Origin of the sequence: Vulcanisaeta sp. (genome assembly GCF_049966235.1) — an archaeon.
Taxonomy (GTDB): domain Archaea; phylum Thermoproteota; class Thermoprotei; order Thermoproteales; family Thermocladiaceae; genus Vulcanisaeta; species Vulcanisaeta moutnovskia.
On the sequence record NZ_JBMFVA010000001.1, the window covers coordinates 115,547 to 130,884 of the forward strand.

The 15,338-nt window shown below is 41.9% G+C and carries 16 protein-coding genes and 1 tRNA gene; 7 read left to right on the forward strand and 10 right to left on the reverse strand.

Annotated elements, in window-relative coordinates; translation table 11 throughout:
- Position 1 precedes the first annotated feature (1 nt).
- Complete coding sequence (locus ACP5L5_RS00635; RefSeq protein WP_428760897.1) at positions 2–568, forward strand: hypothetical protein; 567 nt, start codon at positions 2–4, stop codon at positions 566–568.
- Here ACP5L5_RS00635 and ACP5L5_RS00640 read toward each other — a convergent pair.
- The 6 genes from ACP5L5_RS00640 to ACP5L5_RS00665 form a co-directional block, all read right to left on the reverse strand.
- The gene (locus tag ACP5L5_RS00640; RefSeq protein ID WP_428760899.1) at positions 563–874 is read right to left on the reverse strand and encodes a hypothetical protein; all 312 of its coding nucleotides are present in this window, start codon (positions 872–874) and stop codon (positions 563–565) included. The two genes, ACP5L5_RS00635 and ACP5L5_RS00640, sit on opposite strands and share 6 nt — an antisense overlap.
- 515 nt (positions 875–1,389) lie before the next feature.
- Positions 1,390–1,489, reverse strand: a tRNA-Ser gene (locus tag ACP5L5_RS00645).
- A gap of 458 nt (positions 1,490–1,947) precedes the next feature.
- Positions 1,948–2,895, reverse strand: coding sequence for a pyruvate synthase subunit PorB (gene porB / locus ACP5L5_RS00650; RefSeq protein WP_428761162.1), 948 nt, complete (start codon positions 2,893–2,895; stop codon positions 1,948–1,950).
- Positions 2,896–2,900: 5 nt separating this feature from the next.
- Complete coding sequence (locus ACP5L5_RS00655) at positions 2,901–4,124, reverse strand: ferredoxin oxidoreductase (RefSeq protein ID WP_428760900.1); 1,224 nt, start codon at positions 4,122–4,124, stop codon at positions 2,901–2,903.
- Positions 4,124–4,441, reverse strand: a complete 318-nt coding sequence (locus ACP5L5_RS00660; protein WP_148224789.1) for a 4Fe-4S binding protein — start codon at positions 4,439–4,441, stop codon at positions 4,124–4,126. The genes ACP5L5_RS00655 and ACP5L5_RS00660 overlap by 1 nt, the downstream gene beginning before the upstream one ends.
- Positions 4,441–5,001: a 2-oxoacid:acceptor oxidoreductase family protein gene (locus ACP5L5_RS00665; RefSeq protein WP_428760901.1), complete on the reverse strand. Its 561-nt coding sequence runs from the start codon at positions 4,999–5,001 to the stop codon at positions 4,441–4,443. The genes ACP5L5_RS00660 and ACP5L5_RS00665 overlap by 1 nt, the downstream gene beginning before the upstream one ends.
- Before the next feature lie 309 nt (positions 5,002–5,310).
- Between ACP5L5_RS00665 and ACP5L5_RS00670 the strand changes: the two genes are divergently transcribed.
- From ACP5L5_RS00670 to ACP5L5_RS00685, 4 genes are all read left to right on the forward strand, one after another.
- Complete coding sequence (locus ACP5L5_RS00670) at positions 5,311–5,721, forward strand: hypothetical protein (RefSeq protein WP_428760903.1); 411 nt, start codon at positions 5,311–5,313, stop codon at positions 5,719–5,721.
- Complete coding sequence (locus ACP5L5_RS00675; protein ID WP_428760905.1) at positions 5,714–6,625, forward strand: arginase family protein; 912 nt, start codon at positions 5,714–5,716, stop codon at positions 6,623–6,625. Before ACP5L5_RS00670 ends, ACP5L5_RS00675 begins: the two co-directional genes overlap by 8 nt.
- Before the next feature lie 385 nt (positions 6,626–7,010).
- Entirely contained in the window at positions 7,011–8,786 is a 1,776-nt protein-coding gene (gene glyS / locus ACP5L5_RS00680) for a glycine--tRNA ligase (RefSeq protein WP_428760906.1), read from the forward strand.
- Positions 8,787–8,826: 40 nt separating this feature from the next.
- Positions 8,827–9,261: a 50S ribosomal protein L14 gene (locus ACP5L5_RS00685; protein ID WP_013603719.1), complete on the forward strand. Its 435-nt coding sequence runs from the start codon at positions 8,827–8,829 to the stop codon at positions 9,259–9,261.
- A gap of 20 nt (positions 9,262–9,281) precedes the next feature.
- Here ACP5L5_RS00685 and ACP5L5_RS00690 read toward each other — a convergent pair whose 3' ends face one another.
- The 4 genes from ACP5L5_RS00690 to ACP5L5_RS00705 form a co-directional block, all read right to left on the reverse strand.
- Positions 9,282–9,956 (reverse strand): hypothetical protein, encoded by a 675-nt coding sequence (locus tag ACP5L5_RS00690; RefSeq protein WP_428760908.1) that lies wholly within the window; start codon positions 9,954–9,956, stop codon positions 9,282–9,284.
- A gap of 121 nt (positions 9,957–10,077) precedes the next feature.
- The gene (locus tag ACP5L5_RS00695; protein ID WP_428760910.1) at positions 10,078–11,748 is read right to left on the reverse strand and encodes an ABC transporter permease subunit; all 1,671 of its coding nucleotides are present in this window, start codon (positions 11,746–11,748) and stop codon (positions 10,078–10,080) included.
- 3 nt (positions 11,749–11,751) lie between these two features.
- The gene (locus ACP5L5_RS00700) at positions 11,752–12,525 is read right to left on the reverse strand and encodes an ABC transporter ATP-binding protein (RefSeq protein WP_013603716.1); all 774 of its coding nucleotides are present in this window, start codon (positions 12,523–12,525) and stop codon (positions 11,752–11,754) included.
- 88 nt (positions 12,526–12,613) lie between these two features.
- Entirely contained in the window at positions 12,614–13,306 is a 693-nt protein-coding gene (locus tag ACP5L5_RS00705; RefSeq protein WP_428760912.1) for a tRNA(Phe) 7-((3-amino-3-carboxypropyl)-4-demethylwyosine(37)-N(4))-methyltransferase, read from the reverse strand.
- A 110-nt stretch (positions 13,307–13,416) separates the two neighbouring features.
- Here ACP5L5_RS00705 and ACP5L5_RS00710 point away from each other — a divergent pair, with 110 nt between their 5' ends.
- Positions 13,417–14,520, forward strand: coding sequence for a substrate-binding domain-containing protein (locus ACP5L5_RS00710; RefSeq protein WP_428760914.1), 1,104 nt, complete (start codon positions 13,417–13,419; stop codon positions 14,518–14,520).
- A gap of 12 nt (positions 14,521–14,532) precedes the next feature.
- On the forward strand, positions 14,533–15,336 hold the full coding sequence (locus tag ACP5L5_RS00715; RefSeq protein ID WP_428760916.1) for an ABC transporter permease subunit: 804 nt from the start codon (positions 14,533–14,535) through the stop codon (positions 15,334–15,336).
- The last annotated feature ends 2 nt before the right edge of the window (positions 15,337–15,338 follow it).

A 15,338-nucleotide genomic window follows, 5' to 3' on the forward strand; every position in this document is an offset into this window, starting at 1 on the left:
GGTGAGGCAAGTCCTAATTACATTATCATTAATACTCCCTATAATACCCTTCATAGCGATAATACCTAGCAGTCCACTACTTAGTTTAATAATAATTGGCATAGTTTTCTCGACAGGGTTAATTGGTCTTCTCATAAATAATTTAACCATTGAATCCTGGTTCTCATTAATACTGGCATTAATAATCTCATTAATATCCCAGGGATATATACCATTCATATTTCACGTAGTACTTATTCCACTGCAGAACCCTGAATTATTTAATGGCTTAGTAATAATGATTGAGTACTCATTGGTATCATCACAATTATACAAGAGTTACATGAAATACATAAAGGAATTCGGTAGTAGGGGTTTTGATAAGAATGAGGTTAATTACGCTTTAAATAACCTGGTTAAGTGGATCATGAGCTTCTTAACTATAGCCCTAGCTATATCACTCACTATTTACTACATAATGGTAATAATAACAATACCACTGGTAGACCCATTCACGGCTTTGGTAATCTTTGCAATCACATACATAACAATATCTAGGTACTTATTAACGAAAATGAGAAGCTCATGATATTTCAAAAACAGCACTAAAGCACTCAAGGGTATTACCATCAACTACAGGACGCCAAACAATCCTATACCTACCCCTACCAACGGGCTTACCATCACTATCAAACTGAAACCAAACAATAACAAATGAGGAACTTGGACCAATAATGATCTGAGGAGGCTCAATGGAATAAACCACCCTACCATTTAAGTCAACAACATACCAAGAACCAATATTAACAGGCGTATTGCCCAGGTTAATGAGAGTAATGTAAATAGGCTCACCACTCGAAAAAGAACTCCTATCCAAATAAACACTACAGGACATAAACACCCAACAAATTACCCGTATAGAAATTTATAAAAATTAATTATTAATGAATATACGATCCATCAAGTAAGGAGGATTTAAAATATACAAGTCTACGTTTGAAAGTTAGAATATTTAGGGGCCAGGGAAGCTCGGAATACCTAACATACGTAACCACATAGCCGGGGCCCGAGAACCTGAGGACGGTACGGCCAACGTGGGTATAAATAAGTAGTGAAACGTAAACGCCAATAATGATTAGTACTATTATTAGTACCCGTTTATGGTTACCCAAGCCCATACCCACCACCCATATCTTATACAGCGGGCTTTTTTTACTTCGGGTGTTCATAAAAAGTGAGTCGAGTGAAGTTGAAAATCCTCCTGCATACCTGGGCAATTAATCATCAGCTTACTAATTTACATTGACATAGTGCATCACTCAATGATTAATACCTCAGCTCCAAACCGCAAATCAAGTCCGCAACAACACATAGAAAACCAAAACCCACAAAACACCACCTCAACAAATGTGGTGCCGGGGCCGGGATTTGAACCCGGGCCCCCTTGCGGGGACGGGATGGCCCGTTATTCTCGAGTCCCGCGCCTTGGACCTAGCTCGGCCACCCCGGCGTTTTTGTTTATTGCGTTTTCGATTTAAAGCTTTTGCTGTTATTTCTTGGCAAGTTTTGTCGTTTATTTTGACGTAACTTCTTGGTATTTTTATGTTCAGTTCATTTAGTTGTGTTATTGTTATTGCCTTTGGGAGTATTGTTGGGTTTGTTATGTCGAGTATTAGTATTCTTTTCTTTGATCTTAGGTACTTCGTAATTACGTAAATCATGTTGTTCCTTGGCATGTCCCTGCATCTATCGCTTAATATGCTCATTAACTCGCTTGGTCTTACTATAATTGAGTCGCCGGCTATGAAGTATCCCCTGACTAACCTGACAGGGCTTGAGTAGTAAACAAGGACTATACTACCCTTACTTATCGTTCCCATGAAAGTCCTTACCTCGCACTTCTTCTGGCCGGTTAGGACTTCATCTGCGAATTGTGGTTTTAAGGACATTAGGATGCAATTCATGATTTTAACCGAAGGCCTTGGCTAGCCTTGCTAGGTAGTCCCAGTACTCGTCGATTTCCTTCTCAATCTCCTTAATATCTTCCTCCGTTAAGTGCGCGAACCTGCCCTGTCTTTTCAAGTACTCAATTATTGGCTTCCTTCTTGATTTGTCGAGGTGCGCATTGCTTGGTGGGTTGAATCTTATTCTGCCGTGATCCCACTCATATAGTGGGAAGTAGCCTGTCTCTGTGGCTAGCCTGGCTATTTCCACGGTCATCTCCTCTGGGTAGCGCCAGCCTGGTGGGCATGGTGCTATTACGTGTATGAAGGCTGGGCCCTCATCAATGTAGTCAAATGCCGTCTTTACCTTATTAGCTAAGTCAATTGGGTAGGCTATGTTGGCTGTGGCAGCGTATGGTATGTGGTGCCCAATGACTATGCTCATTATGTCCTTCTTCCTCTGGACCTTACCCTTAAACTTACTACCCACTGGCGATGTTGTTGTCCAGGCGAAGTGCGGTGTTCCTCCACTTCTTTGTATTCCCGTGTTCATGTATGCCTCATTATCATAGAGTACATAGAGTATGCCATGACCGCGCTCAAGCATACCACTAAGGGCTTGTAAGCCAATATCATAAGTACCACCATCACCGGCAATAACCATAACCTTAGCCTTAGTATCCAGTATACCCTTCCTTCTAAGCGCCTTAAGAGCAGCTTCTACACCCGATGCAGCAGCCGCGGAGTTCTCAAACGCCACATGCAGATATGGTACACTCCACGCAGTGTATGGGTACGATGTTGTAGTCACCTCTATACAACCTGTTGCATTAACAACTATTACATCAGAACCCGCCGCCTTAAGCAACCACCTAACTGCAATTGACGGGCCACATCCAGCGCAGGTTAGTTGTCCAGGTCCAAAATACTCATCCTCAGGTAAATCCTTTATTGTTCTGAAATACACCTTCATCTCCATCACCCCCTCAACCCCAGGAATATTGTCTTCCTCGGATATTCACCAGTCCTCGCATACTCATCAAGCGTTTTATAAAGGTTATAGAAATCATCAGCCAGCATAGTCCTTTGAGAAATGCCATGCACCACGGAGATCACGGGTTTCTCAATACCCTTACTATAAAGTGCTGTAACTACATCATTAAATACAGGGCCTTCATACGTACTTCCTGGAGATAATGCCCTATCAACAACGGCCACCATCTTAGCATCTTTAATAGAACTCACCACTTCATCTACAGGGAACGGCCTGAAAAGCCTTATCCTTAAAACACCCGCCCTTAATCCTCTCTCCCTAGCCCTCCTGACAGCCTCCTTGGCATTACCACTCGATGCTCCTCCATAAGTTATTAATACGTAATCCGCATCATCAAGCATGTATCTCTCGACAATGTCATAGTTTGTTCCAAAGGTCTTATTAAACTCACCATGAATCTCCTTAATGACTCCCCTTGATTCCTTAAGTGCATTGACTACTTGGTACTTTATTTCGTAGTACCAATCAGGGCTTGCAATAACGCCTATAGTTATTGGTTTTCTAGGGTCAAGCTTTAGCCTATTTAGGTTTCTCGGTGTGAACTTCCTCACGTAATCCTCGTGGTAAAGCTCCACGGGCTCTGTCGTGTGGCTCATTAGAAATCCATCATAGGACACCATAACTGGCACTAGGACTCTATTATCCTCTGCTATTCTATAGGCCATTATTATTGAATCATAAACCTCCTGTGCGGTGGAGGCTATTAACATTATCCAGCCTGAATCTCTAGCATTCATTATATCCTGGTAATCACCATGGATACTTATTGGCGCTGATAATGCCCTACCTGGAACAGCCATGACTATTGGAAGCCTAAGGCCAGAAGCTATATGAAGAACCTCATGCATGAATTCAAGACCTTGAGCTGACGTCGCCGTGAATACCCTCGCACCAGCCGCTGCCGCACCTACCACCGCTGAAAGAGCACTATGCTCAGACTCCACTGGTATATATTCAGCGTCTATTTCGCCATTAGCCACCAACTCAGCCAACTTCTCTATTATCGTTGTTTGTGGCGTTATTGGATATGCTGCAATAACATCAACATCAACAGCCTTAACCGCGTAGGCAGCGGCGTAATTGGATGTTAATCCAACACGCTCCTTAACAATCTCCTCCCTAATACTCAAAGTCTTGGCGATCTCCATTACCCAACCACCTCAGAAACCATCTTTATTGCCTTTACTGGGCATTCGTGGGCGCATATTCCACAGCCCTTACAATGGTCATAATCAATCTCATAGGTCAAATCATACTTTTTACCCGACTTCGTAGTGTACGGCTTCTTTAACTCTAGTATTGCTGGTTCAGGACAGTACATCCAGCATATCCTACACCTAATACATGCGTCTTGGTCAATAACCGGCCTCTCAGTCCTCCAAGTACCGGTAAGATTCTTACGCGCATTACCCGGTTCAACAATAACGCCACCAATTGGTAAATCCTTCCATGTGAGTTGTTTCATCATAGTACGATCACCTCAGCCACCTTATAAGCTTCTTCCAGCGCCTCCACATTTGATTTACCAAGCTTCTTGCCGAACGTCTCTAGGACCAAGTTCTTAACGGTCTCTATATCTACCAGGTCAAGCACCTTAAGTAATGCACCAAGCATTGTGGTATTCACTATTGGTTTACCCAGATGCTTAGTGGATATTTCATATGCATTCACATAAACAACCTTACCACTGAACTTACCTATGGACTGCCTAGCATCATCAACACTCAATGCATTAATAATTATATAATTCTTCGTTATCTGCGGTATATTAAAAACATTCAATAACCTCGTATCAAACACCACTGAAATATCTGGTTTATCAATTGGTTCTCTAGCGAGAACAGGTTCTCGAGATAACCTAACATAAGCCCTAACGGGTGCGCCTCTACGCTCAGCACCGTATTCAGGAAACGAACTTGCAAATAAGCCACGCCTAATGGCGGCCTGGGCAATAATCTGCGCAGCAGTCACAGCACCCTGGCCTCCCCTGCCGAAAAACGTTATTTCAATGGTCGAACCACTCATATTCGGTCAAAATATCGATATAGATGCCTTTTATAAACCCTTTATTCTATATTCTCATAAATAAAGCAAATAATTAAGGATTTGCCCCCTGCATGCATCCACACCATTAGTACGGGGCTCAGCGGCCCGGTTTTGGCCGGGTCGTTGGGCCTCGTACTAATGACGTGAATGCAAGACAGGTATAGGCTCTATGTGGTTATTGCCTATTTTATTTAAATAGATTTTCGTAAAGTAATCCATGCGTATTACTTATTTCATGAGGAGACCTTTACGACTTGTTCTGAATGCTTTTAAAGGCTGTGTTGGGGCATGTCATTGGTATTAATGAAAAGAGAACATAATATTGTGTGCACTACGGTTAATGAGGATTTATCGTTTAACTTATTTTCTAGGGCTCGTTATTTAGTCCTGGTGAAAAATGGTGTTGTGGTTCATAAGGAGGTTAATCCAGCTCTGAATTCTACGAATAAAAGACCAACAGTTGCTAGGAGGTGTGTCGAGCTTGGCGCAACAATTGTACTAGCTCCTCATGGTTCACTATGTTATCCTTCATATTTAATACTTAGGAGATCTGGTGTTGACGTTTATGTGGTTAGACCTGGTGATAAAATTAACAGTGATCCTGATAATAATTATTATAAGGTTAGTATTTGGGAAGTTATATATTCAAGTTTTTTAGCTATTAAGGAGAGGATTGAGGAGGCGATTTTCCATGGGTAATAACATTGATTTTTACGTTGCATCTCAATACACGCTTTTCGGAACACCTAGGTGCGGCCGTGGTATACCAATACTTGGTATACCCATGGAGGATACCGTTAGCTTTAGGCCTGGGACACGATTTGCACCCAGCATCATTAGATCCTGGAGTCAGTACTTTGAATTTACACCTACGGAGGACCTGGGTATAGATCCACTTAATAAGATTTGTGATTTGGGTGATTTATCATTACTGCAGGGTATGATTGACAGGAATTTGGAGAGGATTAACCTAGTTGTTAGGGACGCTATTAGTACGTGGGGTAGGGTAATCAATATAGGTGGTGAACATACACTAAGTCTTGGTGTTGCTAAGGCGGTTAGAGAATCCCAGGGTTCATATGGCATTTACATACATGTTGATGCTCACTTGGATTCAAGAGAGGAATGGCCGATAGGGCAATCCTTATCGCATGCAACATTCGTGAGACACTTAATTAATCAGGTTAAGCCTCAATTGATTGTTTTCCTTGGGTTTAGATCATATGACAGGGAGGAGATGAATTTCGTGAGTAGACTTGAAAATTCCATACTATTGTCAACTAGGGATGTGAAGTCCATGAATAACCATGAACTTAGACTGCTCATGAGGGGTGCCATTGATAGTTATCCTGGTTCGATCCACCTGAGCATTGATGTTGATGTTCTTGATCCATCAGTAATGCCTGGCGTCAGTAATCCAGAGGGTTTTGGACTTAGTTATAGCGAGCTTTTGAGGATTACTAAGGCTATTCTTGATTACGGTGATTCCAGGGTTAAGGCCGTTGACATTGTTGAGTACTCACCACCAAATGATCCTGGTTTAATGTCGTTACCCACAACAATCAGATTAATCCTTGATGTACTTAATTACATACGTACTTAAATTCTCGTCCTCTAAAGGCGGTGATATGTAATTCTCGAAGATAAATATGCATTCTTTCCTCTTAATTCCTTTTAGTTCTTCGTTACTTCCTACATATACGTAGACGCAGTTCCTGTCCTTGATTTTTCTTCATTGTTATTGTTCCAATTACCGTCATTACTGAGATATCAATTCGTCAATAAACATTGCAAAGAAGGTGGAATTCAATGTGCCGTTGAGGAGTAGGATGATGAGTTTTCATGTAATGACCAATGACCTAAAACCATTAAACCCACACCAGGGCTAACGCATAAGACCTACACTATACAAACCCCCACTCCTTAAGGGATAGAGAAGGACTATTCTATGAAAATTATTTAAATATGCCTAATAATTATCGTGCTGAATGAATCTCGAAAGATTCATGGAACTAATGAGCGAGGGCGGATTTTTCTACCCAAGCTTTGAGATTTATAGGAGTAAGGCTGAGGTCGGTGGATTCTACGATTATGGACCACTTGGTGTAGAGTTAAAGAGGAATATAATTGAGAAGTGGCGTAAAATCTTTGTTTATCCGTATCAAGACTTTATTGTTGAAATAGAAACTCCAATAGTAATGCCAAAGATAGTCTTTGAGGCTAGCGGTCATGTTGAGCATTTTACCGACGCAATAGTCGAGTGTACTAAGTGTGGTCGTAAGTTCAGGGCTGATCACCTAATAGAGGAGGAGCTTGGTAAGAGGGGTATTTCAATAAAGACTGAGGGGTTAAGCCTCGAGGAGCTTGATAAGTTAATTCGGAATTATGATATTAAGTGCCCTGTATGTGGTGGTGAGTTAAGTAGCGTTAAGCCCTTTAACCTATTGTTCCAGACAACAATAGGGCCATATAGCGATAACATTGGCTACATAAGACCTGAGACGGCCCAGGGAATGTTCGTGTCATTTCCAAAGATATTTAATCTAATGGGTAGAAAACTACCACTTGGTATTGCTCAAATTGGTAAGGTCGGTAGAAATGAAATTTCACCTAGGCAGGGCTTAATTAGACTCAGGGAATTTACCCAGATGGAGATTGAGTTCTTCTTTGACCCTGAAAATGCTAAGTGCCCATACCTTGATGAACTGGATATTAAGTTGAGGATAATACCCGAGAAGGATGTTGTTACTGGTGTTAAGGAACCCAGGGAGTTTAGGCCTAGGGAGGCTGTTGAGGGTGGGATTGTGCCTAATGAGTGGATGGCGTTCTTCATGGGCCTAGCCACAATATACATGAATGAGCTTGGTATATCGCTTGATCATCAGTACTTCCTGGCTAAGTTACCTGAGGAGAGGGCTCATTACTCAGCGGCTAGTTTTGACCAGATGGTCTATAGTGAGAGGTTTGGTTGGGTTGAGGTTAGCGGTCATGCGTACAGGACTGATTATGACCTTGGTAGGCACGCGAGGTATAGTGGTTATGACTTAAGCGTTGACAGAAGACTGACCACGCCGAAGGAAGTTATTGAGGTTAGGGTCTACCCGAATCCGCAGAGGATTAGAGAAGTCTTTGGTAATGAAATGCCTAAGGTCATGCAGGCCATTGGTAAGGCTGACCCAAGGTGGTTAGCCAATGAGCTGGCTAATAAGGGTAGGGTGATCATTGATGGGTATACCATAACAAGCGATGTTGTGTTTATTAGGGAGGAAAGGAGAAAGGTTCATGTTGAGAGGTTTATTCCACATGATGTTGAACCATCCTTCGGTGTTGATAGGATAGTGTACGTAACTCTAGAACATGCCTATACAGAGGTTAATGGAAAACCATTACTAAGGCTACCGCCTGATATTGCTCCAATAAAGGTTGCGGTGTTACCAATAATTAAGAAACAGGAGTATGTAAGTATTGGCAGGAATATATTTAGGGAATTATCGATGGTTGGAGTTAAGGCTGTTTATGATGATGATGGAGCAATAGGCAGTAGGTATGCCAAGTATGACTCGGTAGGTGTACCGTTCGCAATAACAATAGACGATAAGACACCCATCGATAGTACAGTAACTATTAGGGATAGGGATACGAAGGCTCAAATCAGGGTTAGTATGAACGATATAATTAAGGTAATTACTGATGCCATTTTTAGGAGGATATCGATAATCGAGATCGCTAAGTCGATGGGTCTTCAATTAATCATTAGGGAATAGGTAGATAAGCTTAAATAAGCTAAGCTCCATTAGCACTTCAATGGCAAAGAGAGGCGGCGCACGTCAGGTAGGTGTTAGCTGGAGATTTCATAAGACGCCTGGAATATTCATGAATAGCCTAGTTCCTGTTGCGGATAATAGTGGCGCTAAGCTTGTTAGGGTGATTGGTATAATTGGGCATATAGCAAAGCCTATTCACAGGGAAATACCTGGAGCTTCCGTGGGTGATATGGTTGTTGTTAGTGTTGTGGAGGGCAAACCTGAGGTTAGGAAGCAAGTACTCAGAGCAATAGTGATTAGGCAAAGGAGACCATATAGGAGACCTGATGGCACCTGGATAGCCTTTGAGGACAATGCCGTAGTTATTACAGACGAGAATGGCGCACCCAAGGGTAGTGAGATACATGGACCCGTAGCTATGGAAGCAGCATTAAGGTGGCCGGGCATCTCGAACTTAGCAACGATAATAATATAAAATTATTAAACGCTAAAACATTAGGCCTTCTTCTGAAGAACAACCCTAAGTACATTAGCCTTTGCCTCCTCAGAAACAACCTCGTAATCATATTGAGCAACAAAACCTCTAATAAATGATAAGAGGGCCTTGTTACCAATATCGGTCGTGCCACTAGGCCCTATAGCCATTAACTCAATGGTATTTGGGCTCAGTTTCTTAACCTCAATATGCCTAACGGCTAATAACCTGCTAATTCTTGAAATTGCCTCGAGAAGTTCCTCAAGGTTTTCAAACTCCATCCTAACTAGAGCGCCGACTTGATGACCATATTTTTCATAAATGCTCCATAGATCATTCATAGCCTTGCTCGCACCTTCTCTAAGTTCACCCGATATCTTATCACTCTTGGAGAAGTCAATAAGAACGGACATTATATGACTACACACCTCCTCAATGAGCTTCATAGGCATTGGTATTACATCCATCGAGCTTAAGATTTTATATAATCTCCAAAAGTAAATGAGGTCTGATGGTTCAAAACCATCCCTAATAAGCTCAGTTGTTAATTTTAAGCCCTCGCCAGCAATATAGAATAATGTCCTTCCCCTAGTCTTAGCAACCCGTGATAATTCCGAGGCTATGTTTTTAGGAACCATTATCGTAGTCCTTGAATAGACCTCCTCTGTCTCTTTTTCCGGATTGTCCCTAGCCATAATTAGGACTATTTACATGAATACATTAGAATACTTATAAGCCTTATTGCACACAATTTACAATCATTAACGTGGAATACCTCACGTATTAATAATTACGTAATGTCGAGAACCTATGGAATCAAAGCGTTATTGCGCCTTCAAGCCTATACCTTTCCCTAGCTAATCTAAATAACTTCCTCCAGAGAAAGACACTTAATAATACCACGTTTATACCCAGTATTAGGCTCATGGCCTCAAGCCCAACAATATTCCCTATCGCTGTGTAATAATCCATTAAAGCCGTATATCCATGAACCATATAGACCTGGCCATTAAGCCCTTGTATATACTCGGCAACCTCAAGCCCACCCCATGTTGAACCTGCTGTACTTGCTAAGCCCGTTATTGTAGCAGGCATGGCGCCTGGAATCGCCAATCTCCTAAGCTTCTGCCAGGTACTTAATCTCAGGTTCTCGGCTACATCCCAAAGACTCCTGGGTATTGTCTTCATACCCACGTACATATTATAAATCACGTACCAAGCAGTACTTAGGTAGGCCACTACGAACACCAGTATTTCAAGCGAAATATGCGAACCGAGATTCACCGCTAAATACGTTATGAAGGGTATGGCAATCAATGGTAAGTAAGCCGATACAGGTATTGATGCTAAGTCCTCAAGTACTGGTAATAAAATCGACTCAACTCTTCTATGCGTTACCATTAGGTAATTAACAGGGATAGCCGTTAATATTGCTGCAACTGTGACCAAAATAACCCTAAACCAGTCAAGCCCTAGATAATAAAGGTAAAGTAAGCCATATTCGTATAGATTATTTATTATGGGAACCCAAGTCGTTTTCCAAGACTCATATATTGAGTAGGTTATTAAACCAATAACGAAAATAACAATGCCTATGCCTATATACCTCTCAGACTCGGTTATTATGTTTCTAGGTCTAGGCCTTGACAATAGTCTATGTCTGACAGCATAGCTCGAGGCTTTAACGAATATGGGCATTATGGCATCCTCAACAGCCACAACCCTCCTTAAATACCTCATATTTCTAGCTGCCAATGACCTAACGCGACTAGTAACTATGGGTCTCCTGACCCTAGTCCTTGTTACTTCCATGAATGGATCATAACTATACTTAACTGCCCAATCAACAAATGGCCTAAGTATTCCAAATAGTACTGAGGTCACCATGACTACCAATACCCCAAGTCCGGTAAATGCTGCGGTCCACTCACTCCTGCTTGTCCATGATGCTATTAGTGCCCCTATGCCGAAGACTGAGTATTGCGTTGTGCCTAAGGTAACAACCTCACTAACTACTATGTAGAACAACGCATCAGCAAAGCTTACTAAAACATTACCAGCAACCCTGGGCATTGTAACTGGTATGTATAAGTATCTAAACTTGCCCCAGAAGCCCAGGTTAAGCATCTCAGCCGCATCCTCAAGTGACTGGGGCGCCGTCTTAATGGCCTCATACTCACCAACCCATATATTCCAAACAACTGCCGTGAAAACCAAAAAGTCAACAGCCAACTCAGTTCCTATGTAACCACCTATTGACTTAACGAAGAATATTAAGACTATTGGGAAGAAGGTGATGACTGGTACGGCCTCAAGGGTTTGGGTAATTGATAGGAATATCCTCTCAAAAAGTCCATTCTTTGCCGCTGCATAGCCAAAGAACCAACCAAGCACTATGCTCAGTATTATAGTAAGGGCAACTCTACCAAATGTCGCAAGTGTTGCTAGAAACGCTACTAAAACTATGGACCAAATGCCCATAGCCATCACTTAAACCTTAAGACTTATTGACAATAATGAGTATAGCCTATCCAAGTAATCCTGAAACTCTATATCCCTCGTATTCCTAGGTCTCGACAACTTAATCTCGACCTCGGCCATTATGCTTGCAGGTCTTCCCCCAAGTATAATGACCTTATCACTTAACTCCACAACCTCATCAAGGTTGTGGCTAACCATTACTATAGCCTTCACTGTAGACTCTTCATTAAATACCATGTTATATATTTCTGCCCTCAAACCCTCGGCTGTTATTGCATCAAGATTTGCGAAGGGCTCATCCATTAACAAAACCACTGGTTGCGCAGCTAATGCCCTAGCAATTGCAACCCTCTGCTTCATACCGCCACTCAATTCCCTTGGATAGTAATCCTCAAAACCACCAAGACCCACAAGCTCAAGGTACTTCCTAGCTATTTCCCTCCTAACCTCCTTACTGAGATCCTTCCTGTGAAATAACGCCAATTCCACATTCTCAAGTGCTGTTAACCAGGGATAGAGTGCAAAGTCCTGAAATATCATGGCAAGCTTAGGTGTTGGACCCCTAATCTCCTCACCCATGAGAAGGACCTTACCACTATCAGGTCTCCTTAGACCAGCTATTATCTTAAGTAATGTTGTCTTTCCCGTACCTGTGGGTGCAACTATAGAAACAAACTCATGGGAATAAACCTTAAAGTTGATGTCTTTAAGGACAGGCACAGGACCCTTCTCAGTCTTGTAGCTATAGCTAACATCAATAACCTCAAGAATTGGTTCCTTCATCGTTGCAATTATCTCACCATGATGACGAATGAGAGTTCACTTAAAAACTTTATTCCGTAAAATAGGCACTACGACCGTCTAATATATACTACACCAAATTCTCAATATTTATACTTTCAATGTTAAAATCTCTATATGACTCCTGGAAATATACCTTAGGCATTTCACCCAGTTCAGACTTACCAAAAAGCCTAACCTCTATCAATCGTATCAAATGCGCCAGTCTGAACTTGCCGAAGATCAGAGTTTCATTGGCAATATCAATAATACGCCTTAAATCATCCATAGTCACTATTAATTTACCATTAATTATTATAGGGACCTCAAAACGATCCTCGCCTTGAACCTCAACAACAACACCATCATGTGTCACTGAATATATACCACTATGTTTAAAGCCTGCCTCCCTAGCCATCCTAAGTATCGTCAATGCCCCATGAATATCCCTAGCCACGAAATGGATTATTGGCGCCCTAACCAAGAGCCAAACATCGCCAGAATCAATATTACTAAGTACATTCATAACCTCGCCATACGTGACAGGCCTATGCCACTTAACAACGAACTTAAATAACCCAGAACCCTTTGAGTAGCTAAGTCGTGGAGCCTTAGCCAGGGCAATCCTACCGCTGCAACTACTTGTCGTGTAAAAGTCATTTAAGGACTTATTGAATGTGAGTAAAAAGTCGTATATGTCAAAGTCAACTCTATTCTGGGCTCCCTCCTCCATCAATCGCTTAAGAAATATGGACTTACGTGAATCAAAATTAGTCCTTACCATTTAGGCACTAACATAGAAATTTTAGAATTTAAATTACTTAATGAACTATTCACGGCTTAAATAGATGCATCGAGAGACTTAAATAGACGTATTAGTTAAAGGGTCAGTTGATGAGGTTAAGTATCGTCGGCTCAATACTAATATCGTTAATTATAGGGTTAGCCTTGGGATACTCAATACCAACAATAACGCACCCAACACACACTATAAGAACGAGCCAAACCTTAAGTGTAATAACAGCATCACTATATGCATCGCTATTTCGAGATGCAGGTGAGAAGCTGGGTATAAATACCGTAGTAACAGGGATGGGTTCCGTGCAGGCTGCCCGTCAGGTGATCCTAAACCCAAGCGGCTATTCAATATATGCAAGCATAGATCCATACATACTAACCTCCCTATTATACCCAAGCAACATAACTAGTTGGTACATAGCCATAGCAGGTGATCAAATGGTAATAGCATACTCACCCAACCTACCTAAGCCACTATTAGACGTGGTTAATAACCTAACCAATGCTGAGTGGTCAGCGTTAAGGTCCGGGAATTATGCGGAGGCCATGGTAATAACCAGGGAATTCCTAAACCTAATATTCTCAAATGAAACCTTTAACATGGCTCATAAATACGGAGCCTACGCCATAGGGATTTCCAACCCAAACACTGATCCTGAGGGGTATAGGGCGCTCATGGTTCTACAACTCACCGGAATATATTGGGGCCTAGGTAAGGATTACTACGTTAACCTGTTTAATCAGGCAAATTCCACGGGTAATGTATACGAGGTTCTCGCAGGCAGTGAGTTATTCGGCCCTGTTGAGTCGGGCAAGGTTTGGTTTGACATAGCTATTTACAAATCATCTGCCGTGAGCGCTAATATACCGTATTTTCCATTACCACCACAGGTCAATCTCGGTTCGCCACAATACTCAAGCTTTTATAGCAAAGCCAGTGTTACGATTGTGGTTGGAGGTTCTAATATTGTTGTTAAGGGAGCGCCCATTCAATTAGCCGTGACAATACCTAACCAGGCACCTGATAAGGAATTGGCAGCAGAAGTAATACTTTACCTAATATCACCAAGTGGTCATGAGCTCATGGAAAGCCTTGGCATACAACCGTTAACACCAGCATTATTTTATGGCAACTTAAGCAATGCACCGCCATTAATTAGGGCCTTTGTGAATTCTTCGTTATTGGCATATGGTGGCTAATGGTGATTATTATTGGATAGCACAAGGCACATGTTTATGCCTTTCATAATTCTAATATCACTTATGCTGCTATTACCTATTGTAGTCCTTCTCTATGAGGGTTATGGATACCTATTAAAGGCATTAATGAGCGGCCTATTCATCGAGGGTGTTGCAGTAACATTGCTCGGCGCATTTATAGCCGCAGCACTAGATCTGCTCCTGGGGGCGCCTGTTGCCTATGCCATATCCAGGAGGTTAATACCAAGGCCAATAGATAGCGTAGTCAGTGGGGTATTGCTAAGTCCATTAACAATACCGCACACAATAGTTGGTTTATCAATCCTAATACTGGTTTCGCCAATATCCCCAATACCTGTAATACGTAAGTTACCTCTCGTAGATACAATATGGGGCCTCGTAGCCGCATACTTCGTGGTCTCCGCACCAATAGCCGTCGGTGCCATGAAACAGGTATTTGATGAGTTGGACCCAACCTATGAATACGTCGGCTTAACCCTAGGACTTAGTCAATGGGGTGTCTTTGCCCGTGTCGTTGTTCCCATGACGTTCAGGGAGCTCGTATCATCATTCCTGATGGCTTGGGGTAGGGCCATAAGTGAGTTTGGTTCTATTGTCATATTGGCTTATTACATAGTCAACCCACCATTCTTTAACTATGTGTACCCAGTGCCAATATTGATTTGGTACTCCTACGAGGTTTATGGGCTGCCCATGGCATTAGGTTATGCGTCAGCTTCGTTAATGATATCAATACTGATTTTAGTATTAATTGAAATTATTAGCGAGAGAAAATTCACAGGTTTTAAGCCGTGATA